Below are 16,638 nucleotides of genomic sequence, written 5' to 3'. Positions count from 1 at the left end.
GCCTGCCGGGAGGAACGCGGCAGGCTTTTCACTGGCTAGTCAGCGTTATTCACGCCACAGAATATGACACAGCTTATGATCTTTCTCGCGGCACAGCAGTACGCGGGCGAAGATATCATTGATTTCCCCGCCGTCGGTATCCGCCAGGCCAATCACCACTTCGGCGAAGAAATCCGGGTTCAGATCGTAATCCACATGCTCTTCCCAGTCTGCAGACGGGTCGAACAGCTCGGCGCCGCCGCGCTCCTCAAACTGCAGGTTAAACAGAATGATGTCCGCCGGGTCGAGGTTATCGGCCGCCAGTTCGAGGAAGATGTCGTATGCCTGCTCAAGCGTTTCGTCTTCGGTCAGACGGTTGTTTAAATCCATATCCATGATTGCTACTCATTCGGTATCTGATGGGCACGTTTTACAGCAACGGGCTGAAGAAGTAAAACAGTCGCTCGGCGATCCGCTGCCACAGCGGACGTTTTAACCAGCGACGGGCGTCCAGCAGGCGCGAGCGCGAGATATAGTCATCCTGGACCGCCGCCAGATCGCTGCCGAAGCCGGCGTCATCGATGACCAGCGTGATTTCAAAATTGAGCCACAGGCTGCGCATATCCAGATTCACGGTACCCACCAGACTCAGTTCGCCATCGACCAGCACGCTCTTGGTATGCAACAGGCCGCCTTCGAACTGGTAAATCTTCACCCCTGCTGCCAGCAGCTCGGTGAAAAAGGCCCGGCTGGCCCAGCCCACCAGCAGCGAATCGTTCTTGCGCGGTAAAATAATACTCACGTCCACGCCGCGCTGGGCAGCGGTACAGATCGCGTGCAGCAGGTCGTCGCTGGGTACGAAGTAGGGCGTGGTCATGATCAAATGCTCTTTCGCCGCGTATGCGGCGGTGAGCAGCGCCTGATGGATAAGATCTTCCGGAAACCCCGGGCCGGAGGCGATCGTGTGGATGGTATGTCCACTGGCCTCTTCAAACGGCATGATATTGACGTCCGGCGGCGGCGGCAGAATACGCTTTCCGGTCTCGATCTCCCAGTCACAGGAGTAGACGATGCCCATCGAGGTCGCCACCGGGCCTTCCATGCGCGCCATCAGGTCAATCCACTGTCCGACCCCTGAGTCCTGTTTAAAGTAGCGGGGATCAACCATATTCATGCTGCCGGTGTAGGCGATATAGTTATCGATCATCACCATTTTGCGATGCTGACGCAGGTCCATCCGGCGCAGAAACACACGCATCAGATTGACCTTGAGAGCCTCGACCACTTCAATGCCGGCGTTACGCATCATTGCCGCCCATGGGCTGCGGAAAAAAGCCACACTGCCCGCGGAGTCGAGCATCAACCGGCAGTGAACCCCGCGACGGGCGGCGGCCATCAGCGATTCGGCGACGCTGTCGGCCATGCCGCCTGGCTGCCAGATATAGAAGACCATCTCAATATTATGGCGAGCCAGTTGAATATCGCGGATCAGGGCCTGCATGACGTCGTCAGATTCCGTCAGCAGCTGCAGCTGGTTGCCTTTTACGCCGCCAATGCCCTGGCGCCGTTCGCACAGCTTGAACAGGGACTCGGCCACCGGGCTGTTATCTTCCGCGAAGATATGTTTGCAGGCTTTGAGGTCGTTTAACCATTTGGCCGTGGAAGGCCACATCGCCCTCGCGCGTTCTGCCCGCCGCTTGCCAAGATGCAGCTCGCCAAAGGAGAGATAGGCGATGATCCCCACCAGCGGCAGAATATAAATGATCAATAACCATGCCATCGCGGACGGCACAGCGCGGCGTTTCATTAGAATTCGTAATGTTACACCGGCGATCAACAGCCAGTACCCCAGAATGACCAGCCAGTTCACCACCGTGTAAAAGGTTGTCATAGATGTAAAATCCTTTTGAATGACGTTATGTGATGAGTTTACGCATCAGTATTTTTCTGGCAAATAAAAACGCAGCGAAAGCGGTGGTCAGCCGCAGGCAGAGGTTTATAATGGGGGCTGTTTTCACTCGTAGAGTCGTTGCAATGAAGCGTAGTAGAACGGAAGTAGGGCGCTGGCGCATGCTGAGACAGGTGAATCGCCGTAAAGCGCGCTGGCTGGAAGCCCAATCACGCCGCAATATGCGGATCCTCGCCATCAGAAAGGGGCTGGTAAAACGGCAGCGTCATGCTCTGCTGTTTATTTTCCCCGACTGTTAAGCGAGCAGGCTAACGGCACCGTGCGCGGTGCCGTTGTCGTTTTCTCAGCCCTGCGCCGAACTCCCTTTTAACATCGCCAGGTGGCCTAATAAAATATCTATGCGATGTCTGTCAGGGTATGACGGGGAATTACCGACAGAACTCCTTATTCTGCGACAGACATAAACCGCCCTGCAGAAGCCTGAACAGGGCGCGGGGTTGCCGATCGTTTTTCAATTTCATGCTAACTATCGGGGTGACCACTCTGATTAAAATGCACCGCTTTTGTGGGTGTAAATTTATTTGGCATAGGCTTCCGTAGATAACGTGATGGTCACGTTATCACTCACCGCCGGAACATATTTATCAAGCTTGAAGTCTGAACGTTTTATTACCCCAGTGGCATCAAAACCAATGGCCTCTTTTTTCACCATCGGATGCATATCCTGCTTGTTCAGGGTGGCATGCAATACTACCGGTTTGGTGATGCCTTTAATGGTCAGGTTACCTTCAACATCATATTTATTGCCGCCTTTACTTTCCACCCGGGTGCTCTGAAAGGTTGCCTCAGGATACGTTTTGACATCGAAGTACTCTTTGCCTAAAAACTCATCCGTTAACGCTTTGACATGCGTATCAATGGTTTTGACTGGCAGCGTGACGTGCACAGAGGATTTCTCTGGGTTATCTTTGTCAAAAGAGAGTTTCCCTGAAACATCAGAGATATAGGCGGTAGGGTTAGAGAAACCAAAATGGTTCCAGGCAATAACAACCGAAGTATGCTGTGGATCCAGGCTATATTCTGTCGCAGCGGCCTGTGATACAGGAATATATAAGGCAAGCAGAGAAAATAATGCGGTTTTTTTCAGGGTGTTCATACAAAAATCCTCATAAGCGTCAGGTGCATAAATGGTAGCCCAAAAAAATGCAGGGCTTATTGAAAACATTTGTTATTCCCGTTCAAATATTTTAACCAACCAATAATAACCCTACAATCACTCCGCGTGAATTTTACCTAACGAAATTAATAGGCATTAAAAAAATCCTCTGTAACGTAAATCTGGTCACGTGATCTTTATACGTTCATCCCTATGGGATGTGCCTGGATCAGCGCATTTTTTTATTTCCGGTTGCTTTCCAGACACCGCGATCCTGAATGCAGCAAGATAGGCGATATTTGGTCCTATGTCAGCTGAACCGGATATACATGCTTATTTACTCCAGGCGTTAATATCTGTTGCTGAGAATCCCTCTCTCTTTAACGATCTTCTTTCAACTGTGTTTAAGATTTACCGGACGATGTCGGGATGCGCTGGCATGCAAAGCAAGCGATAGATCCATGCAAGATCTCTGTCACAGACTTATTCAATATATTAGCCATTCAATATCATGCCCGGCGTCGACGTTTGGTCGGCATTTTCTGTTGCCGCAAAAGGCGAGGTGATGGTCGATGATGTCGTCGCTGGGGAAGAGATGTGCTCATCTTCCAGGCATCTCAGGCGGATAACAGCCAGCGCTTTCGTGCGGTTAAAAAGGGCGGCATTTTAATGTTGTGTAGAAAAATGCGCCCTTTCATCTGATGGCCTGGTGTATTTTTGCGGTTAACCAGAAAAAGAAAAGGGTATTTTCAAAATACTTTCTTATATGGCTTAACAGAGACCTGGCGGTAGACGCCAGCTGCAATGTACGGATCGTCATTGGCCCAGGCCTGAGCCGCTTCCAGCGATTCAAACTCAGCGATTACCGTTGAGCCGCTGAATCCGGCTGCGCCCGGTTCGTTGCTGTCAACGGCCGGCATTGGTCCGGCGGTAAGCAACCGACCTTCATCATGTAAAAGTTGTAGACGCGCAAGATGCGCGGGGCGAACCGAGAGCCGCTTTTCCAGAGAATCGGCGATATCTTCAGCGTAGATAACGTAAAGCACGGCAAAGCTCCTTATCAATAAACAGGCGAATTACGTTAAGTTAAACGACGATGGACTGCAATGCAAAGATGCGCCCCGGCGCCGAATGCCCTGCCGACGCGGCTTTTTTCCGCAAATGGCAGCAAAAATTGACTCAGGTTAAGACGGCTTATTGAATATGATTGCTATTTGCATTTAAAATCGGAGCATCATTTTTCAACAGAAACGACTATGAGCGCAATGACCCTTGATTTACCTCGCCGCTTCCCGTGGCCAACGCTGCTGTCCGTGGCTATCCACGGTGCCGTTGTGGCGGGGTTGCTTTATACCTCGGTACATCAGGTTATTGAACAGCCTTCCCCGACGCAGCCGATAGAGATCACCATGGTGGCGCCGGCCGATCTTGAGCCGCCCCCGGCGGCGCAACCCGTCGTGCAGCCCGTTGTTGAACCCGAACCGGAGCCGGAACCTGAGGTGGTCCCTGAGCCGCCGAAAGAGGCGCCGGTGGTGATCCATAAACCAGAACCTAAGCCGAAGCCCAAACCTAAACCGAAGCCCAAGCCGGAGAAAAAGGTTGAGCAGCCTAAGCGGGACGTCAAGCCGGCAGCGGAGCCGCGTCCGGCTTCACCGTTTGAAAACAACAATACGACGCCAGCGCGCACCGCGCCGAGCACCTCCACCGCAGCGGCCAAACCCACCGTCACTGCCCCGAGCGGCCCGCGGGCCATCAGCCGTGTCCAGCCGACCTATCCGTCGCGCGCTCAGGCGCTGCGCATTGAAGGGACGGTGCGGGTGAAGTTTGACGTTACGCCAGATGGCCGAATTGATAATTTGCAGATCCTCTCCGCCCAGCCGGCGAATATGTTCGAGCGCGAGGTGAAAAGCGCGATGCGCAGATGGCGTTACGAGCAGGCAAGACCGGGAACCGGCGTGACGATGACCATTAAATTCCGCCTCAACGGCGTCGAGATTAACTGATAATGCAGGGCGGCGGACCGGTGAGGTCCGCCGTAAACCTTGTCTAACGCGTTTTTTCCATCAGGACATCGTCCAGCGCCTGCTGGACTGTCACCAGGTGCTGGCCACCGAACAATATCGCCCGGTTCAGCAGGGTATAAAGCTGGTAAATCGGCTGACGCTCGAGAAAACCAGCCGGTAGCGGCGAGACGGACTGATAGCCGTCATAGATCTGCGGGGGTTGTTCCGGGTGCATCGGCAGCATTGCTAAATCACACTCGCGGTCGCCCCAGTAGCAGGCCGGGTCGAAGATGTAGGGGCCATCCGGCCCTAAGGCGCAGTTGCCGGACCACAGGTCCCCGTGCAGCAGCGAAGGTTGCGGCTGATGGTTGGCCAGCCGCTGCTGTACCACATCGACTAAGGTATCGATATCGCCAAAGTGCAACCCTTTCTCCGCCGCCAGCTCCAGCTGCCAGCCGATACGCTGCTCGGCAAAAAACACCGACCAGCGACGCTGCCAGGCGTTGGGCTGCGGCGTGGTGGAAAGATCGTTATCAAAATCCAGACCGAACTGCGGCTGATCGCTCCACCGATGCAGGTGGGCTAACTGCTGGCCAAGCAGGAAAGCGTTATGCGCATCCAGCGGACGGGGAGGGAGGTATTCCATGACCACGAAGCTGTAGTCGCGATCGCTGCCGACGGCAAAGACCTGCGGTACGCGAACGGTTTTGCTTCGCGACAGCAGCTCCAGCTGATCGGCCTCGGCGGTGAAGATAGGCAGGAGTTCCCGTTCGTCGCATTTCACGAAGTAATCTTTGCCGCCGAAGCGCAAATGCCAGGCGGAATGGATCTCTCCGCCGGGCAGCTCGGTTTTCAGTTCGATTTCAGCGTCTTCGGTATGCCAATCGCGTAAAAGAGTACTGATTGCTTGCCACATGCTGTCTCTCCCCATGTTTTCCACCATATCATAAGGTTAGCGCATTACTACCGGGTAAACCTGGAACTGACGCACAACTGACGCTTTCCGTTGCGCTAAACGCATTTATTGAGCTTTTAACCACTCGGCGAATGTGCTGACGGCGATTTCTGCCGGACGGCCAAGGGCCGATTCCGCCAGGCCGGCGCTGAGAGCTTTCACTTCCTCGGCTGTTTGGGCGCTCAGCAGGCCAAAGGTATTGGTGCCCAGCTCATGGGGCGTGCCCTCTTCATCATTGAGCGTTAGTACAAACCCGGCACGGGTAAAATGGTTGCTGACCTCATTGATCTCCGTCAGCGCCTGCTCATGGAAGGTTACGCTGACGACCCAGGCGGTAATTTCATTGCTCATCTCGACACCCCGTTGTTATGTATGGCCTTTCCAGCATAGACCATCCTGCAAATCTCGCGGCTCCCCTCCGCCGGCGCGGAGGGGCAGGGGAAATCAACGTCCGCAGAGATAATCGTAGATTTTTTGCGTATTGGCCTGCGAACAGAGGCGGGTACCCTGGTTGATGGTCGCGGCACTACCGGCGGCGACGCCAAAGCGTACCATGTCTTCGAGGCTGGCGTTTTCCGCCAGACGCAAGGTCATGGCGCCCACCATGCTGTCGCCGGCGCCGACGGTGCTCTGGCTTTTCATTGGCGGCGGCACCACCTGAACGCTGCCGCTGGCGTCAACCCCTAACGCCCCCTGCGGACCGAGGGAGACCACCACCCGGCGCACTTTACCGGACTGGATCAACGACTGAGCGGCAAGGCGGACGTCATCAGGCTGGCTCAGATCGCGCTGCACGAGGGCGCTGAGCTCTTTCTGGTTTGGCTTCACTAATTCAATATTGCCGACGTCCAGCGCGGCGGCCAGCGCATCGCCGGAGCTGTCGATAATGCAACGCAGGCCTTGCTGTTGCGCATTTTTAACCAGCTGCATCAGATTTTCGACGCTGATACCTGGCGGCAGGCTGCCGCTGATCACCAGCAGTGAGCCGGGGTCGATGGTCAGGACTTTTTCTTCCAGGCGGCGGAATTCATCGTCTGTCAGCGCGGCGCCGGGCATCACAAAGCGATACTGTTCGCCGCTGGCGGCCACGTGAACGTGCAGGTTCTGTCGCGTCCAGTCGCGGGTTTCGACGGTCTCGATCGGCACCTGCTCATCGGCCAGCAAGGCGGCAAGGTGCTCGCCGGTGGCGCCGCCAATCGGGAAAATGGCGGTGGCTTTGCCGCCGAGAAAGGTCACGGCGCGGGCGACGTTGATCCCGCCGCCGCCGGGTTCAAATACCGGCGCGTTGCAGCGGAGTTTCCCTTCCGGGTAGATCTGCGGGGTCTGGGTGGCGCTATCCAGCGAGGGGGCCAGCGTGAGCGTATAAATTTTGGTCATTCCTTCTCCTCCTTAATACGGCGACTGTGCTTTATTTAAGCATGGCACGATGATTCAGGGAGGGAAAGTGCTGTCCCTGAGAGATTTGCAAAGAAGCCTGTATTTTCATTATGAAATAAAGATTGTTTCCGGAGCTGTCTTATTCAAAAAACGAAAGAGTAAGTGATTGCTATGTTATTCGTGCTTTTTTATAATTTGCTACCTTTCTTAGGACCTGCACTCCGCGATCCTCGCGAAAGTTTCCGGGACCCACAGGTCTCTTTTATGTTGTACGGACGCTAAATTCAATGAGCCGGCATGGTTAGGCCTGTTCATCATTTGTACTGTCCTAAAAAATGTATTTTAGAGAGTTATAATGAAGCTTTTAAAGACAGTACCCGCAGCGGTCATGCTGGCGGGGGGGCTTTTTGCGTCTGTTGGCGCAATGGCCGATGATTCTGTATTTACCGTCATGGATGACCCTTCCGCTGCCAAAAAACCGTTCGAAGGGGTGGTCAACGCAGGTTACCTGGCGCAGTCCGGCAACACCAAGAACTCCTCAATGACGGCTGATTCCACCCTGACCTGGTATGGCAACACCACCGCCTGGTCGCTGTGGGGCAACGCCAGCAACACCTCGTCCAACGATGAGCGCTCCTCAGAGAAATATGCAGTCGGTGGTCGTAGTCGCTATAACCTGACCGATATGAACTACGTCTTTGGGCAGGGCAGTTGGCTAACCGACCGTTATAACGGCTATCAGCAGCGCGATGTCCTGACGGCGGGCTATGGTCGTCAAATCCTCAACGGACCGGTGCACAGCCTGCGGTTTGAATTTGGTCCTGGCGTCCGCTATGACGAATACACCGACGGGGATACCGACACTCAACCGCTGGGCTACGCCTCCGGAACCTGGGCTTGGCAGATGACCGATAACGCCAAATTTACCCAAGGGGTATCGGTATTTGGCGCCGAGGACACCACGGTCAACTCAGAGAGTGCGTTAAACGTGGCGATTAACGCCCACTTTGCGTTGAAAGTGGCGTACAACGTCACCTGGAACTCGGAGCCGCCGGCGTCTGCGCCGGAGCATACCGATCGCCGGACCTCGCTCTCCCTCGGGTATAAAATGTAATATTTTCAGGCCGGGTTTCCCGGCCTGATCGTTTTAGATTTAGCAATAAGTGACATTATTTTTTCTGGCAATTCGTTTTAGTTTTTATAAAAAGAAACTGGCCTCCATTTTTTCTCCATTATTCTCCATTTGCTGACAAATATTCATTCTATTTGACACGAAAAGCTAAATATTCGACGGACAAATATGTGATCTGGATCTATACTAACAGCCACTGACCGAATGGAGACATTGTTCGGTCCGTCTTCCGTAATAAGAGAATAAACATCATGAAAAAAAGCCAATTTACCATCGCAGCCCTGGCGCTGTGCGTGCTTTCCTTTGGCGCATCGGCCGCCACGCCAGTTCCGCCGTCGGGTAACCAGGACCATACGCAGGTAGGTATCGCCAAAGCTACCGACGTTGAGGCCGGATCGAATATTGCCCCCGGTTCCCGTAGCACCGGACAATCCATGAGCGATGCCTTTAATGTGCATACGCTGGTGGCAGGCGAGTGGTCTTAATATCGCAGGCTACTGCTTCACGGGCAGTCTATTAAGCCGGGTAAAGTGGTACCGGTTTAACGACCCGCGCTAAACATCACGCAGGCAATATCAACGCGTCTCTTTTAGTTTGCCCGCATAATATCGTCCGGCTTCGCTGGTGATTATTATCGCCCCTTCCTGGCGGATATTCTGCTTTTATCCGCGCCGCTCTTGTTTTCTCCGCATTCCGCCATCATTTATGCTATTGCGGCTTTAATCACGTACCAATGATGTGTAAACTACTCCCCGGTGTTATCAGCAGGCGGCAGCAGGCGGGAACGATCGCTCCGGTCGTGCTCCTCTTTTCGCAGAGTGAAGCGGGAACTGTGCCTTAACCTGGTGATAATTATGATTATATTGTTTTGTATGTGCTCTTTCGTGTGGGGCACCACTGCAAATAAGGACATAAAATGCCTGTAATTACGCTTCCTGATGGCAGCCAACGCCATTTTGATCACGCCGTCAGCCCGATGGACGTCGCGCTGGATATCGGCCCAGGCCTGGCGAAAGCCACCATCGCCGGGCGGGTAAACGGTGAACTGGTAGACGCCTGCGACCCGATCGAAACCGATTCCACCCTCTCTATTATCACGGCTAAAGATGAAGAAGGGCTGGAGATCATTCGTCACTCCTGCGCGCACCTGTTAGGCCATGCTATCAAACAGCTGTGGCCCAACACCAAAATGGCTATCGGTCCGGTTGTTGATAATGGCTTCTACTATGACGTAGACCTCGACCACACCCTGACTCAGGAAGATATCGACGCGCTCGAAAAACGTATGCATGAGCTCGCCGAGAAAAACTACGATGTCATCAAGAAGAAAGTGAGCTGGCACGAAGCGCGTGAAACCTTCGTGAAGCGCGGCGAAAGCTATAAAGTTTCTATTCTTGACGAAAACATTGCTCATGATGACAAGCCTGGCCTGTATCATCATGAAGAATATATCGATATGTGCCGCGGTCCGCACGTGCCGAACATGCGTTTCTGCCATCACTTCAAGCTGATGAAAACCGCAGGCGCGTACTGGCGCGGCGACAGCAACAACAAGATGCTGCAGCGCATTTATGGTACCGCGTGGGCCGATAAGAAAGCCCTGAACGCCTACCTGCAGCGCCTGGAAGAGGCCGCGAAGCGCGACCACCGTAAAATCGGCAAGCAGCTCGACCTGTACCACATGCAGGAAGAAGCGCCGGGTATGGTCTTCTGGCATAACGACGGCTGGACTATCTTCCGTGAACTGGAAACCTTCGTGCGCTCCAAGCTCAAAGAGTACCAGTACCAGGAAGTGAAAGGTCCGTTCATGATGGACCGCGTGCTGTGGGAAAAAACCGGCCACTGGGACAACTACAAAGATGCGATGTTCACCACCTCTTCTGAGAACCGTGAATACTGCATTAAGCCGATGAACTGCCCGGGCCACGTGCAGATCTTCAACCAGGGGCTGAAATCCTACCGTGACCTGCCGCTGCGTATGGCGGAGTTTGGTAGCTGCCACCGTAACGAACCATCAGGCGCGTTGCACGGTCTGATGCGCGTTCGCGGCTTTACCCAGGATGATGCGCATATCTTCTGTACTGAAGATCAGGTTCGCGATGAAGTGAACGCCTGTATTCGTATGGTTTATGATATGTACAGCACCTTTGGCTTCGAGAAGATCGTTGTCAAACTGTCGACTCGCCCGGAAAAACGTATCGGCAGCGACGAGACCTGGGATCGCGCGGAAGCGGATCTGGCGGTGGCGCTGGAAGAAAATAATATCCCATTTGAATATCAACTGGGTGAAGGGGCGTTCTACGGCCCGAAAATTGAATTTACCCTGTATGACTGCCTCGATCGTGCATGGCAGTGCGGTACGGTACAGCTGGACTTCTCTCTGCCGCAGCGTTTAAGCGCCTCCTATGTGGGCGAAAACAACGAGCGTCAGGTGCCGGTCATGATCCACCGTGCGATTCTCGGTTCTCTGGAGCGCTTCATTGGCATCCTGACCGAAGAGTTCGCTGGCTTCTTCCCAACCTGGATTGCGCCAGTGCAGGTGGTGGTCATGAATATCACCGATTCTCAGGCTGAATACGTTAACGAATTGACGCGTAAACTACAAAATGCGGGCATTCGTGTAAAAGCAGACTTGAGAAATGAGAAGATTGGCTTTAAAATCCGCGAGCACACTTTACGTCGTGTCCCGTATATGTTGGTCTGTGGCGACAAAGAAGTCGAAGCCGGCAAAGTGGCCGTGCGCACCCGTCGCGGGAAAGACCTCGGCAGCATGGACGTAAATGAAGTGATCGAGAAGCTGCAACAAGAGATTCGCAGCCGCAGTCTTCAACAACTGGAGGAATAAGGTATTAAAGGCGGAAAACGAGTTCAAACGGCACGTCCGAATCGTATCAATGGCGAGATTCGCGCCCAGGAAGTTCGCTTAACAGGTCTGGAAGGTGAGCAGCTGGGTATTGTGAGTCTGAGAGAAGCTATCGAAAAGGCTGAAGAGGCTGGAGTAGATTTAGTTGAAATCAGCCCTAACGCCGAGCCGCCAGTTTGTCGTATCATGGACTACGGCAAGTTCCTTTATGAAAAGAGTAAGTCTTCTAAGGAACAGAAGAAGAAGCAGAAAGTTATCCAGGTTAAGGAAATTAAATTCCGCCCTGGTACTGATGAAGGTGACTATCAGGTAAAACTCCGCAGCCTGATTCGCTTTCTCGAAGATGGCGATAAGGCCAAGATCACGCTGCGTTTCCGCGGTCGTGAGATGGCCCACCAGCAGATCGGTATGGAAGTGCTTAACCGCGTGAAAGACGATCTGGTTGAACTGGCAGTAGTCGAATCCTTCCCAACGAAGATCGAAGGCCGCCAGATGATCATGGTGCTCGCTCCTAAGAAGAAACAGTAAGGCCATCAAGAAACATTTCCGGTGGGCTTCGGCTCACTGGTTTTGTTCGCCTTTGTTTCGTTTATTAACAATGCGAAGTGGAAGTTATTAAAATGCCAAAAATTAAGACCGTACGCGGTGCTGCTAAGCGCTTCAAAAAAACCGGTAAAGGTGGTTTTAAGCACAAGCACGCTAACCTGCGTCACATTCTGACTAAAAAAGCTACCAAGCGTAAACGTCACCTGCGTCCGAAAGCCATGGTTTCCAAAGGCGATCTGGGCCTGGTTATCGCGTGCCTGCCGTACGCATAAGTCGTTAACGTTTAACTTTTTTAACTTAGAATAGATACAGGAGAGCACACATGGCTCGCGTAAAACGTGGTGTAATTGCACGTGCACGTCACAAGAAAATTTTGAAACAAGCTAAAGGCTACTACGGTGCGCGTTCTCGCGTATACCGCGTTGCCTTCCAGGCTGTTATCAAAGCTGGTCAGTACGCTTACCGTGACCGTCGTCAACGTAAACGTCAGTTCCGTCAACTGTGGATTGCACGTATCAACGCAGCAGCACGTCAGAACGGTATTTCTTACAGCAAATTCATCAATGGCCTGAAAAAAGCCTCTGTTGAAATCGACCGTAAGATCCTGGCTGACATCGCCGTATTCGACAAAGTAGCGTTCACCGCTCTGGTCGAAAAAGCGAAAGCAGCTCTGGCATAAGCCAGTTGAAAGAGGGAGCTTGTCTCCCTCTTTTCGTTTCAACACCATCAATACATTGACTTTTATCGGCGCAGGCTTTTCAATACAGGTCTGACGTTTCTTACCAGACAAGGTAATGCAAGCATGAATGCTGCTATTTTCCGCTTCTTTTTTTACTTTAGCACCTGAACTCAGGAGGCTAGCGCGTGAAAGAAGAAACGGAAAACAGCGCCAGAAAGCCTCCCCTGTGGAGGCTTTTTTCGTATATGGATTCGGAATATTAATTTCACTATAACCGGTGTCTGCACCGACATAATGAGGAAAACCATGTCACATCTCGCAGAGCTGGTTGCCAGTGCCAAGGCAGCCATTAACGAGGCATCAGATGTTGCTGCGCTGGACAACGTCCGCGTGGAATACCTGGGTAAGAAAGGGCATCTGACCCTGCAAATGACCACCCTGCGTGAGTTGCCGCCGGAAGAGCGTCCGGCAGCCGGTGCGGTCATCAACGAAGCGAAAGAGCAGGTACAGCAGGCGCTGAATGCGCGCAAAGCCGAACTGGAAGGGGCGGCGCTGAATGCTCGTCTGGCTGCAGAGACCATCGACGTCTCGCTGCCGGGTCGCCGCATTGAAAATGGCGGCCTGCATCCGGTCACCCGCACCATCGACCGTATTGAAAGTTTCTTCGGTGAGCTCGGCTTTACCGTGGCGACGGGCCCGGAAATCGAAGATGATTACCACAACTTCGATGCGCTGAATATCCCGGGTCACCATCCGGCGCGCGCTGACCACGACACTTTCTGGTTCGATGCCACTCGCCTGCTGCGCACCCAGACCTCCGGCGTGCAGATCCGCACCATGGAAAACCAGCAGCCGCCGATCCGTATTATCGCGCCGGGACGCGTCTATCGTAACGACTACGATCAGACCCACACCCCGATGTTCCACCAGATGGAAGGTCTGATCGTTGATAAAAACATCAGCTTCACCAACCTGAAAGGAACCCTGCACGATTTCCTGAACAACTTCTTTGAAGAAGATCTGCAGGTACGCTTCCGTCCGTCTTACTTCCCCTTCACCGAACCGTCCGCGGAAGTCGACGTGATGGGTAAAAACGGCAAATGGCTGGAAGTGCTGGGCTGCGGGATGGTGCACCCGAACGTGCTGCGCAACGTGGGTATCGATCCGGAAGTGTATTCCGGCTTCGCCTTTGGCATGGGCATGGAGCGTCTGACCATGCTGCGCTATGGCGTCACCGATCTGCGCGCGTTCTTCGAAAACGATCTGCGTTTCCTCAAACAGTTTAAATAAGGGCAGGACAGAACAATGAAATTCAGTGAACTGTGGTTACGCGAGTGGGTTAACCCGGCGATCGACAGCGAAGCGCTTTCCGATCAGATCACCATGGCGGGCCTTGAAGTGGACGGCGTTGAGCCGGTTGCCGGCAGCTTCAACGGCGTCGTTGTTGGTGAAGTCGTGGAGTGCGGTCAGCACCCGAACGCTGACAAACTGCGCGTCACTAAAGTCAACGTCGGCGGCGAACGCCTACTGGACATCGTCTGCGGCGCGCCAAACTGCCGTCAGGGGCTGAAAGTCGCCGTGGCGACCATCGGCGCCGTGCTGCCGGGCGATTTTAAAATCAAGGCTGCGAAGCTGCGCGGCGAACCGTCAGAGGGGATGCTGTGCTCCTTCTCCGAGCTGGGCATTTCCGACGATCATAGCGGAATTATCGAGCTGCCGGCGGATGCGCCGATCGGTACCGATATTCGCGAATACCTTAAGCTAGACGATAACACCATCGAGATCAGCGTCACCCCGAACCGCGCCGACTGCCTGGGCATCATCGGCGTCGCGCGCGACGTGGCCGTGCTGAACAAGGCGCCGCTGAACGCGCCGGAAATCACCCCGGTTGCCGCCACCATTGACGATGTGCTGCCGATTCAGGTTGACGCCCCGCAGGCGTGCCCGCGCTATCTGGGCCGCGTGGTGAAAGGCATCAACGTCAAAGCGCCGACGCCGCTGTGGATGAAAGAGAAACTGCGCCGCTGCGGGATCCGCTCCATCGACGCGGTGGTTGACGTGACCAACTATGTGCTGCTTGAGCTGGGCCAGCCGATGCACGCCTTTGACCGCGACCGTATCGAAGGCGGGATCGTGGTGCGCATGGCGAAAGAGGGCGAAACCCTGGTCCTGCTTGATGGCTCCGAAGCGAAGCTCGACAGCGATACCCTGGTCATTGCTGACCACAACAAAGCGCTGGCAATGGGCGGGATCTTCGGCGGGGAGCACTCCGGCGTTAACGACGAAACCCAGAACGTGCTGCTGGAGTGTGCCTTCTTCAGCCCGCTGTCTATCACCGGCCGCGCGCGCCGTCACGGCCTGCACACCGATGCCTCTCATCGCTATGAGCGCGGCGTCGATCCGGCCCTGCAGTATAAAGCGCTGGAGCGCGCCACGCGTCTGCTGATCGACCTCTGCGGCGGCGAAGCCGGCCCGGTGATCGACGTGACCAACGAAGAGACTCTGCCAAAACGCGCCACCATCACTCTGCGTCGTAGCAAACTGGATCGCCTGATTGGCCACCATATCGACGACGCGCAGGTCACCGACATTCTGCAGCGCCTCGGCTGCGAAGTGACGGTGGGCGAAGGCGAATGGCAGGCGGTGGCCCCGAGCTGGCGTTTCGACATGGAGATCGAAGAGGATCTGGTCGAGGAAGTGGCTCGCGTTTATGGCTACAACAACATTCCTGATGAGCCGGTGCAGGCGGGTCTGATCATGGGTACCCACCGTGAAGCCGATCTGTCGCTGAAGCGCGTGAAAACGCTGCTGAATGACAAAGGCTATCAGGAAGTGATCACCTACAGCTTCGTCGACCCGAAAGTCCAGCAGCTGATCCACGCCGGTGAAGAGGCGCTGATCCTGCCAAGCCCGATCTCCAGCGAAATGTCGGCGATGCGCCTGTCGCTGTGGACTGGCCTGCTGGGGACCGTGGTCTACAACCAGAACCGTCAGCAGAGCCGGGTACGCATCTTTGAGAGTGGTCTGCGCTTTGTGCCGGACACCAATGCGCCGCTGGGCATTCGTCAGGATGTGATGCTGGCCGGGGCCATCTGCGGCAACCGCTACGAAGAGCACTGGACACTGGCGAAAGAGACGGTCGATTTCTATGATCTGAAAGGCGATCTGGAAGCCGTTCTGGATTTAACCGGAAAATTAGCGGATATCGAATTCCGTGCTGAAGCGACCACCGCGCTGCATCCGGGGCAATCCGCAGCGATTTATCTTAAAGGTGAACGCATTGGTTTCATTGGGGTTGTTCATCCTGAGCTGGAACGTAAACTGGATCTGAACGGTCGCACTCTGGTGTTTGAACTGGAGTGGAACAAGCTCGCAGACCGCGTGGTGCCTCAGGCGCGCGATATTTCCCGCTTCCCGGCGAACCGTCGCGACATCGCGGTGCTGGTCGCGGAAAACGTGGCTGCCGCCGATGTTTTAGCCGAATGTAAGAAAGTTGGCGTAAATCAGGTAGTTGGCGTAAACTTATTTGACGTGTACCGTGGTAAAGGTGTGGCGGAAGGGTATAAGAGCCTTGCGATTAGCCTGATCCTGCAGGATACCAGCCGTACACTCGAAGAAGAGGAGATTGCCGCTACCGTTGCCAGATGTGTAGAGGCATTAAAAGAGCGATTCCAGGCATCATTGAGGGATTGAACCTATGGCGCTTACAAAAGCTGAAATGTCAGAATATCTGTTTGATAAGCTTGGGCTTAGCAAGCGGGATGCCAAAGAACTGGTCGAGTTGTTTTTCGAAGAGATCCGTCGTGCTCTGGAAAACGGAGAACAGGTCAAACTCTCCGGGTTCGGCAACTTCGATTTGCGGGATAAAAACCAACGCCCGGGACGTAACCCGAAGACGGGGGAGGATATTCCCATTACAGCCCGGCGCGTGGTGACCTTCAGACCCGGTCAGAAGCTGAAAAGCCGTGTCGAAAACGCGTCGCCTAAAGACAAATAATCTGAACTAATTAAAAAGGCCGCATTGCGGCCTTTTTCTTTT

At 54.2% G+C, this 16,638-nt stretch carries 19 protein-coding genes and 1 other annotated feature; of the genes, 12 read left to right on the top strand and 7 right to left on the bottom strand.

The window, feature by feature from the left end; genetic code table 11:
• Window positions 1-45: 45 nt before the first annotated feature.
• Together ABLU73_RS18845 and cls are read right to left on the bottom strand one after the other, a co-directional pair.
• Entirely contained in the window at window positions 46-375 is a 330-nt protein-coding gene (locus ABLU73_RS18845; protein ID WP_002910079.1) for an HI1450 family dsDNA-mimic protein, read from the bottom strand.
• Between the two features lie 34 nt (window positions 376-409).
• Window positions 410-1,870 carry a cardiolipin synthase gene (gene cls, locus ABLU73_RS18840; protein WP_004203158.1) on the bottom strand — a complete coding sequence of 487 codons (1,461 nt, stop codon included), beginning with the start codon at window positions 1,868-1,870 and terminating at the stop codon, window positions 410-412.
• 143 nt (window positions 1,871-2,013) lie between these two features.
• Between cls and ABLU73_RS18835 the strand changes: the two genes are divergently transcribed.
• On the top strand, window positions 2,014-2,187 hold the full coding sequence (locus ABLU73_RS18835; protein WP_023290120.1) for a YciY family protein: 174 nt from the start codon (window positions 2,014-2,016) through the stop codon (window positions 2,185-2,187).
• 278 nt (window positions 2,188-2,465) lie between these two features.
• Here the strand turns inward: ABLU73_RS18835 and ABLU73_RS18830 are convergent, their stop codons facing one another.
• Both ABLU73_RS18830 and ABLU73_RS18825 read right to left on the bottom strand, forming a co-directional pair.
• On the bottom strand, window positions 2,466-3,113 hold the full coding sequence (locus ABLU73_RS18830; RefSeq protein WP_072206868.1) for a YceI family protein: 648 nt from the start codon (window positions 3,111-3,113) through the stop codon (window positions 2,466-2,468).
• 680 nt (window positions 3,114-3,793) lie between these two features.
• Window positions 3,794-4,090, bottom strand: a complete 297-nt coding sequence (locus ABLU73_RS18825; protein WP_002910042.1) for a YciI family protein — start codon at window positions 4,088-4,090, stop codon at window positions 3,794-3,796.
• A gap of 210 nt (window positions 4,091-4,300) precedes the next feature.
• On the opposite strand from ABLU73_RS18825, the gene tonB reads away from it, so the two are divergent.
• Window positions 4,301-5,047: a TonB system transport protein TonB gene (gene tonB, locus ABLU73_RS18820; protein ID WP_264924650.1), complete on the top strand. Its 747-nt coding sequence runs from the start codon at window positions 4,301-4,303 to the stop codon at window positions 5,045-5,047.
• Between the two features lie 43 nt (window positions 5,048-5,090).
• Here the strand turns inward: tonB and ABLU73_RS18815 are convergent, their stop codons facing one another.
• The 3 genes from ABLU73_RS18815 to pfkB all read right to left on the bottom strand — a co-directional run bounded on the left by ABLU73_RS18815 (window position 5,091) and on the right by pfkB (window position 7,379).
• Window positions 5,091-5,963: a fructosamine kinase family protein gene (locus ABLU73_RS18815; protein WP_004203150.1), complete on the bottom strand. Its 873-nt coding sequence runs from the start codon at window positions 5,961-5,963 to the stop codon at window positions 5,091-5,093.
• Between the two features lie 105 nt (window positions 5,964-6,068).
• A complete protein-coding gene (gene ghoS, locus ABLU73_RS18810; protein WP_064149766.1) occupies window positions 6,069-6,353 on the bottom strand; it encodes a type V toxin-antitoxin system endoribonuclease antitoxin GhoS in 285 nt (94 codons plus the stop codon).
• 93 nt (window positions 6,354-6,446) lie between these two features.
• Window positions 6,447-7,379 carry a 6-phosphofructokinase II gene (pfkB, locus tag ABLU73_RS18805; protein WP_094311886.1) on the bottom strand — a complete coding sequence of 311 codons (933 nt, stop codon included), beginning with the start codon at window positions 7,377-7,379 and terminating at the stop codon, window positions 6,447-6,449.
• A gap of 355 nt (window positions 7,380-7,734) precedes the next feature.
• On the opposite strand from pfkB, the gene ABLU73_RS18800 reads away from it, so the two are divergent.
• From ABLU73_RS18800 to ihfA, 10 genes are all read left to right on the top strand, one after another.
• The gene (locus tag ABLU73_RS18800) at window positions 7,735-8,493 is read left to right on the top strand and encodes a YdiY family protein (RefSeq protein ID WP_004203142.1); all 759 of its coding nucleotides are present in this window, start codon (window positions 7,735-7,737) and stop codon (window positions 8,491-8,493) included.
• 269 nt (window positions 8,494-8,762) lie between these two features.
• Entirely contained in the window at window positions 8,763-8,996 is a 234-nt protein-coding gene (locus ABLU73_RS18795; RefSeq protein ID WP_004203141.1) for a hypothetical protein, read from the top strand.
• Window positions 8,997-9,427: 431 nt separating this feature from the next.
• Window positions 9,428-11,356, top strand: a complete 1,929-nt coding sequence (gene thrS, locus ABLU73_RS18790; protein ID WP_017900777.1) for a threonine--tRNA ligase — start codon at window positions 9,428-9,430, stop codon at window positions 11,354-11,356.
• Between the two features lie 3 nt (window positions 11,357-11,359).
• Window positions 11,360-11,902, top strand: coding sequence for a translation initiation factor IF-3 (gene infC / locus ABLU73_RS18785; RefSeq protein ID WP_004189469.1), 543 nt, complete (start codon window positions 11,360-11,362; stop codon window positions 11,900-11,902).
• Between the two features lie 92 nt (window positions 11,903-11,994).
• Window positions 11,995-12,192, top strand: a complete 198-nt coding sequence (gene rpmI, locus ABLU73_RS18780; protein ID WP_001124225.1) for a 50S ribosomal protein L35 — start codon at window positions 11,995-11,997, stop codon at window positions 12,190-12,192.
• Window positions 12,193-12,242: 50 nt separating this feature from the next.
• On the top strand, window positions 12,243-12,599 hold the full coding sequence (gene rplT, locus ABLU73_RS18775) for a 50S ribosomal protein L20 (RefSeq protein WP_000124850.1): 357 nt from the start codon (window positions 12,243-12,245) through the stop codon (window positions 12,597-12,599).
• Between the two features lie 118 nt (window positions 12,600-12,717).
• Window positions 12,718-12,842, top strand: a sequence feature (Phe leader region).
• Window positions 12,723-12,767 carry a pheST operon leader peptide PheM gene (gene pheM, locus ABLU73_RS18770; protein ID WP_001386830.1) on the top strand — a complete coding sequence of 15 codons (45 nt, stop codon included), beginning with the start codon at window positions 12,723-12,725 and terminating at the stop codon, window positions 12,765-12,767. It overlaps the preceding feature by 45 nt.
• 63 nt (window positions 12,843-12,905) lie before the next feature.
• The gene (gene pheS, locus ABLU73_RS18765) at window positions 12,906-13,889 is read left to right on the top strand and encodes a phenylalanine--tRNA ligase subunit alpha (protein ID WP_002909105.1); all 984 of its coding nucleotides are present in this window, start codon (window positions 12,906-12,908) and stop codon (window positions 13,887-13,889) included.
• A 15-nt stretch (window positions 13,890-13,904) separates the two neighbouring features.
• The gene (gene pheT, locus ABLU73_RS18760; protein WP_017900778.1) at window positions 13,905-16,292 is read left to right on the top strand and encodes a phenylalanine--tRNA ligase subunit beta; all 2,388 of its coding nucleotides are present in this window, start codon (window positions 13,905-13,907) and stop codon (window positions 16,290-16,292) included.
• Between the two features lie 4 nt (window positions 16,293-16,296).
• On the top strand, window positions 16,297-16,596 hold the full coding sequence (gene ihfA / locus ABLU73_RS18755) for an integration host factor subunit alpha (protein WP_002909098.1): 300 nt from the start codon (window positions 16,297-16,299) through the stop codon (window positions 16,594-16,596).
• The last annotated feature ends 42 nt before the right edge of the window (window positions 16,597-16,638 follow it).

Source organism: Klebsiella sp. GG_Kp175 (genome assembly GCF_040062325.1).
Classification (GTDB): Bacteria; Pseudomonadota; Gammaproteobacteria; order Enterobacterales; family Enterobacteriaceae; genus Klebsiella; species Klebsiella quasipneumoniae.
This window is presented reverse-complemented; position numbering and strand designations above follow the sequence as displayed.

What these genes read in the sequence shown, in the direction of transcription:
- ABLU73_RS18845 (WP_002910079.1), bottom strand. Translation starts at nt 375, where the DNA reads ATGGATATGGATTTAAACAACCGTCTGACCGAAGACGAAACGCTTGAG.
- cls (WP_004203158.1), bottom strand. Translation starts at nt 1,870, where the DNA reads ATGACAACCTTTTACACGGTGGTGAACTGGCTGGTCATTCTGGGGTAC.
- ABLU73_RS18835 (WP_023290120.1), top strand. Translation starts at nt 2,014, where the DNA reads ATGAAGCGTAGTAGAACGGAAGTAGGGCGCTGGCGCATGCTGAGACAG.
- ABLU73_RS18830 (WP_072206868.1), bottom strand. Translation starts at nt 3,113, where the DNA reads ATGTTTTCAATAAGCCCTGCATTTTTTTGGGCTACCATTTATGCACCT.
- tonB (WP_264924650.1), top strand. Translation starts at nt 4,301, where the DNA reads ATGAGCGCAATGACCCTTGATTTACCTCGCCGCTTCCCGTGGCCAACG.
- ABLU73_RS18815 (WP_004203150.1), bottom strand. Translation starts at nt 5,963, where the DNA reads ATGTGGCAAGCAATCAGTACTCTTTTACGCGATTGGCATACCGAAGAC.
- ghoS (WP_064149766.1), bottom strand. Translation starts at nt 6,353, where the DNA reads ATGAGCAATGAAATTACCGCCTGGGTCGTCAGCGTAACCTTCCATGAG.
- pfkB (WP_094311886.1), bottom strand. Translation starts at nt 7,379, where the DNA reads ATGACCAAAATTTATACGCTCACGCTGGCCCCCTCGCTGGATAGCGCC.
- ABLU73_RS18800 (WP_004203142.1), top strand. Translation starts at nt 7,735, where the DNA reads ATGAAGCTTTTAAAGACAGTACCCGCAGCGGTCATGCTGGCGGGGGGG.
- ABLU73_RS18795 (WP_004203141.1), top strand. Translation starts at nt 8,763, where the DNA reads ATGAAAAAAAGCCAATTTACCATCGCAGCCCTGGCGCTGTGCGTGCTT.
- thrS (WP_017900777.1), top strand. Translation starts at nt 9,428, where the DNA reads ATGCCTGTAATTACGCTTCCTGATGGCAGCCAACGCCATTTTGATCAC.
- rpmI (WP_001124225.1), top strand. Translation starts at nt 11,995, where the DNA reads ATGCCAAAAATTAAGACCGTACGCGGTGCTGCTAAGCGCTTCAAAAAA.
- rplT (WP_000124850.1), top strand. Translation starts at nt 12,243, where the DNA reads ATGGCTCGCGTAAAACGTGGTGTAATTGCACGTGCACGTCACAAGAAA.
- pheS (WP_002909105.1), top strand. Translation starts at nt 12,906, where the DNA reads ATGTCACATCTCGCAGAGCTGGTTGCCAGTGCCAAGGCAGCCATTAAC.
- pheT (WP_017900778.1), top strand. Translation starts at nt 13,905, where the DNA reads ATGAAATTCAGTGAACTGTGGTTACGCGAGTGGGTTAACCCGGCGATC.
- ihfA (WP_002909098.1), top strand. Translation starts at nt 16,297, where the DNA reads ATGGCGCTTACAAAAGCTGAAATGTCAGAATATCTGTTTGATAAGCTT.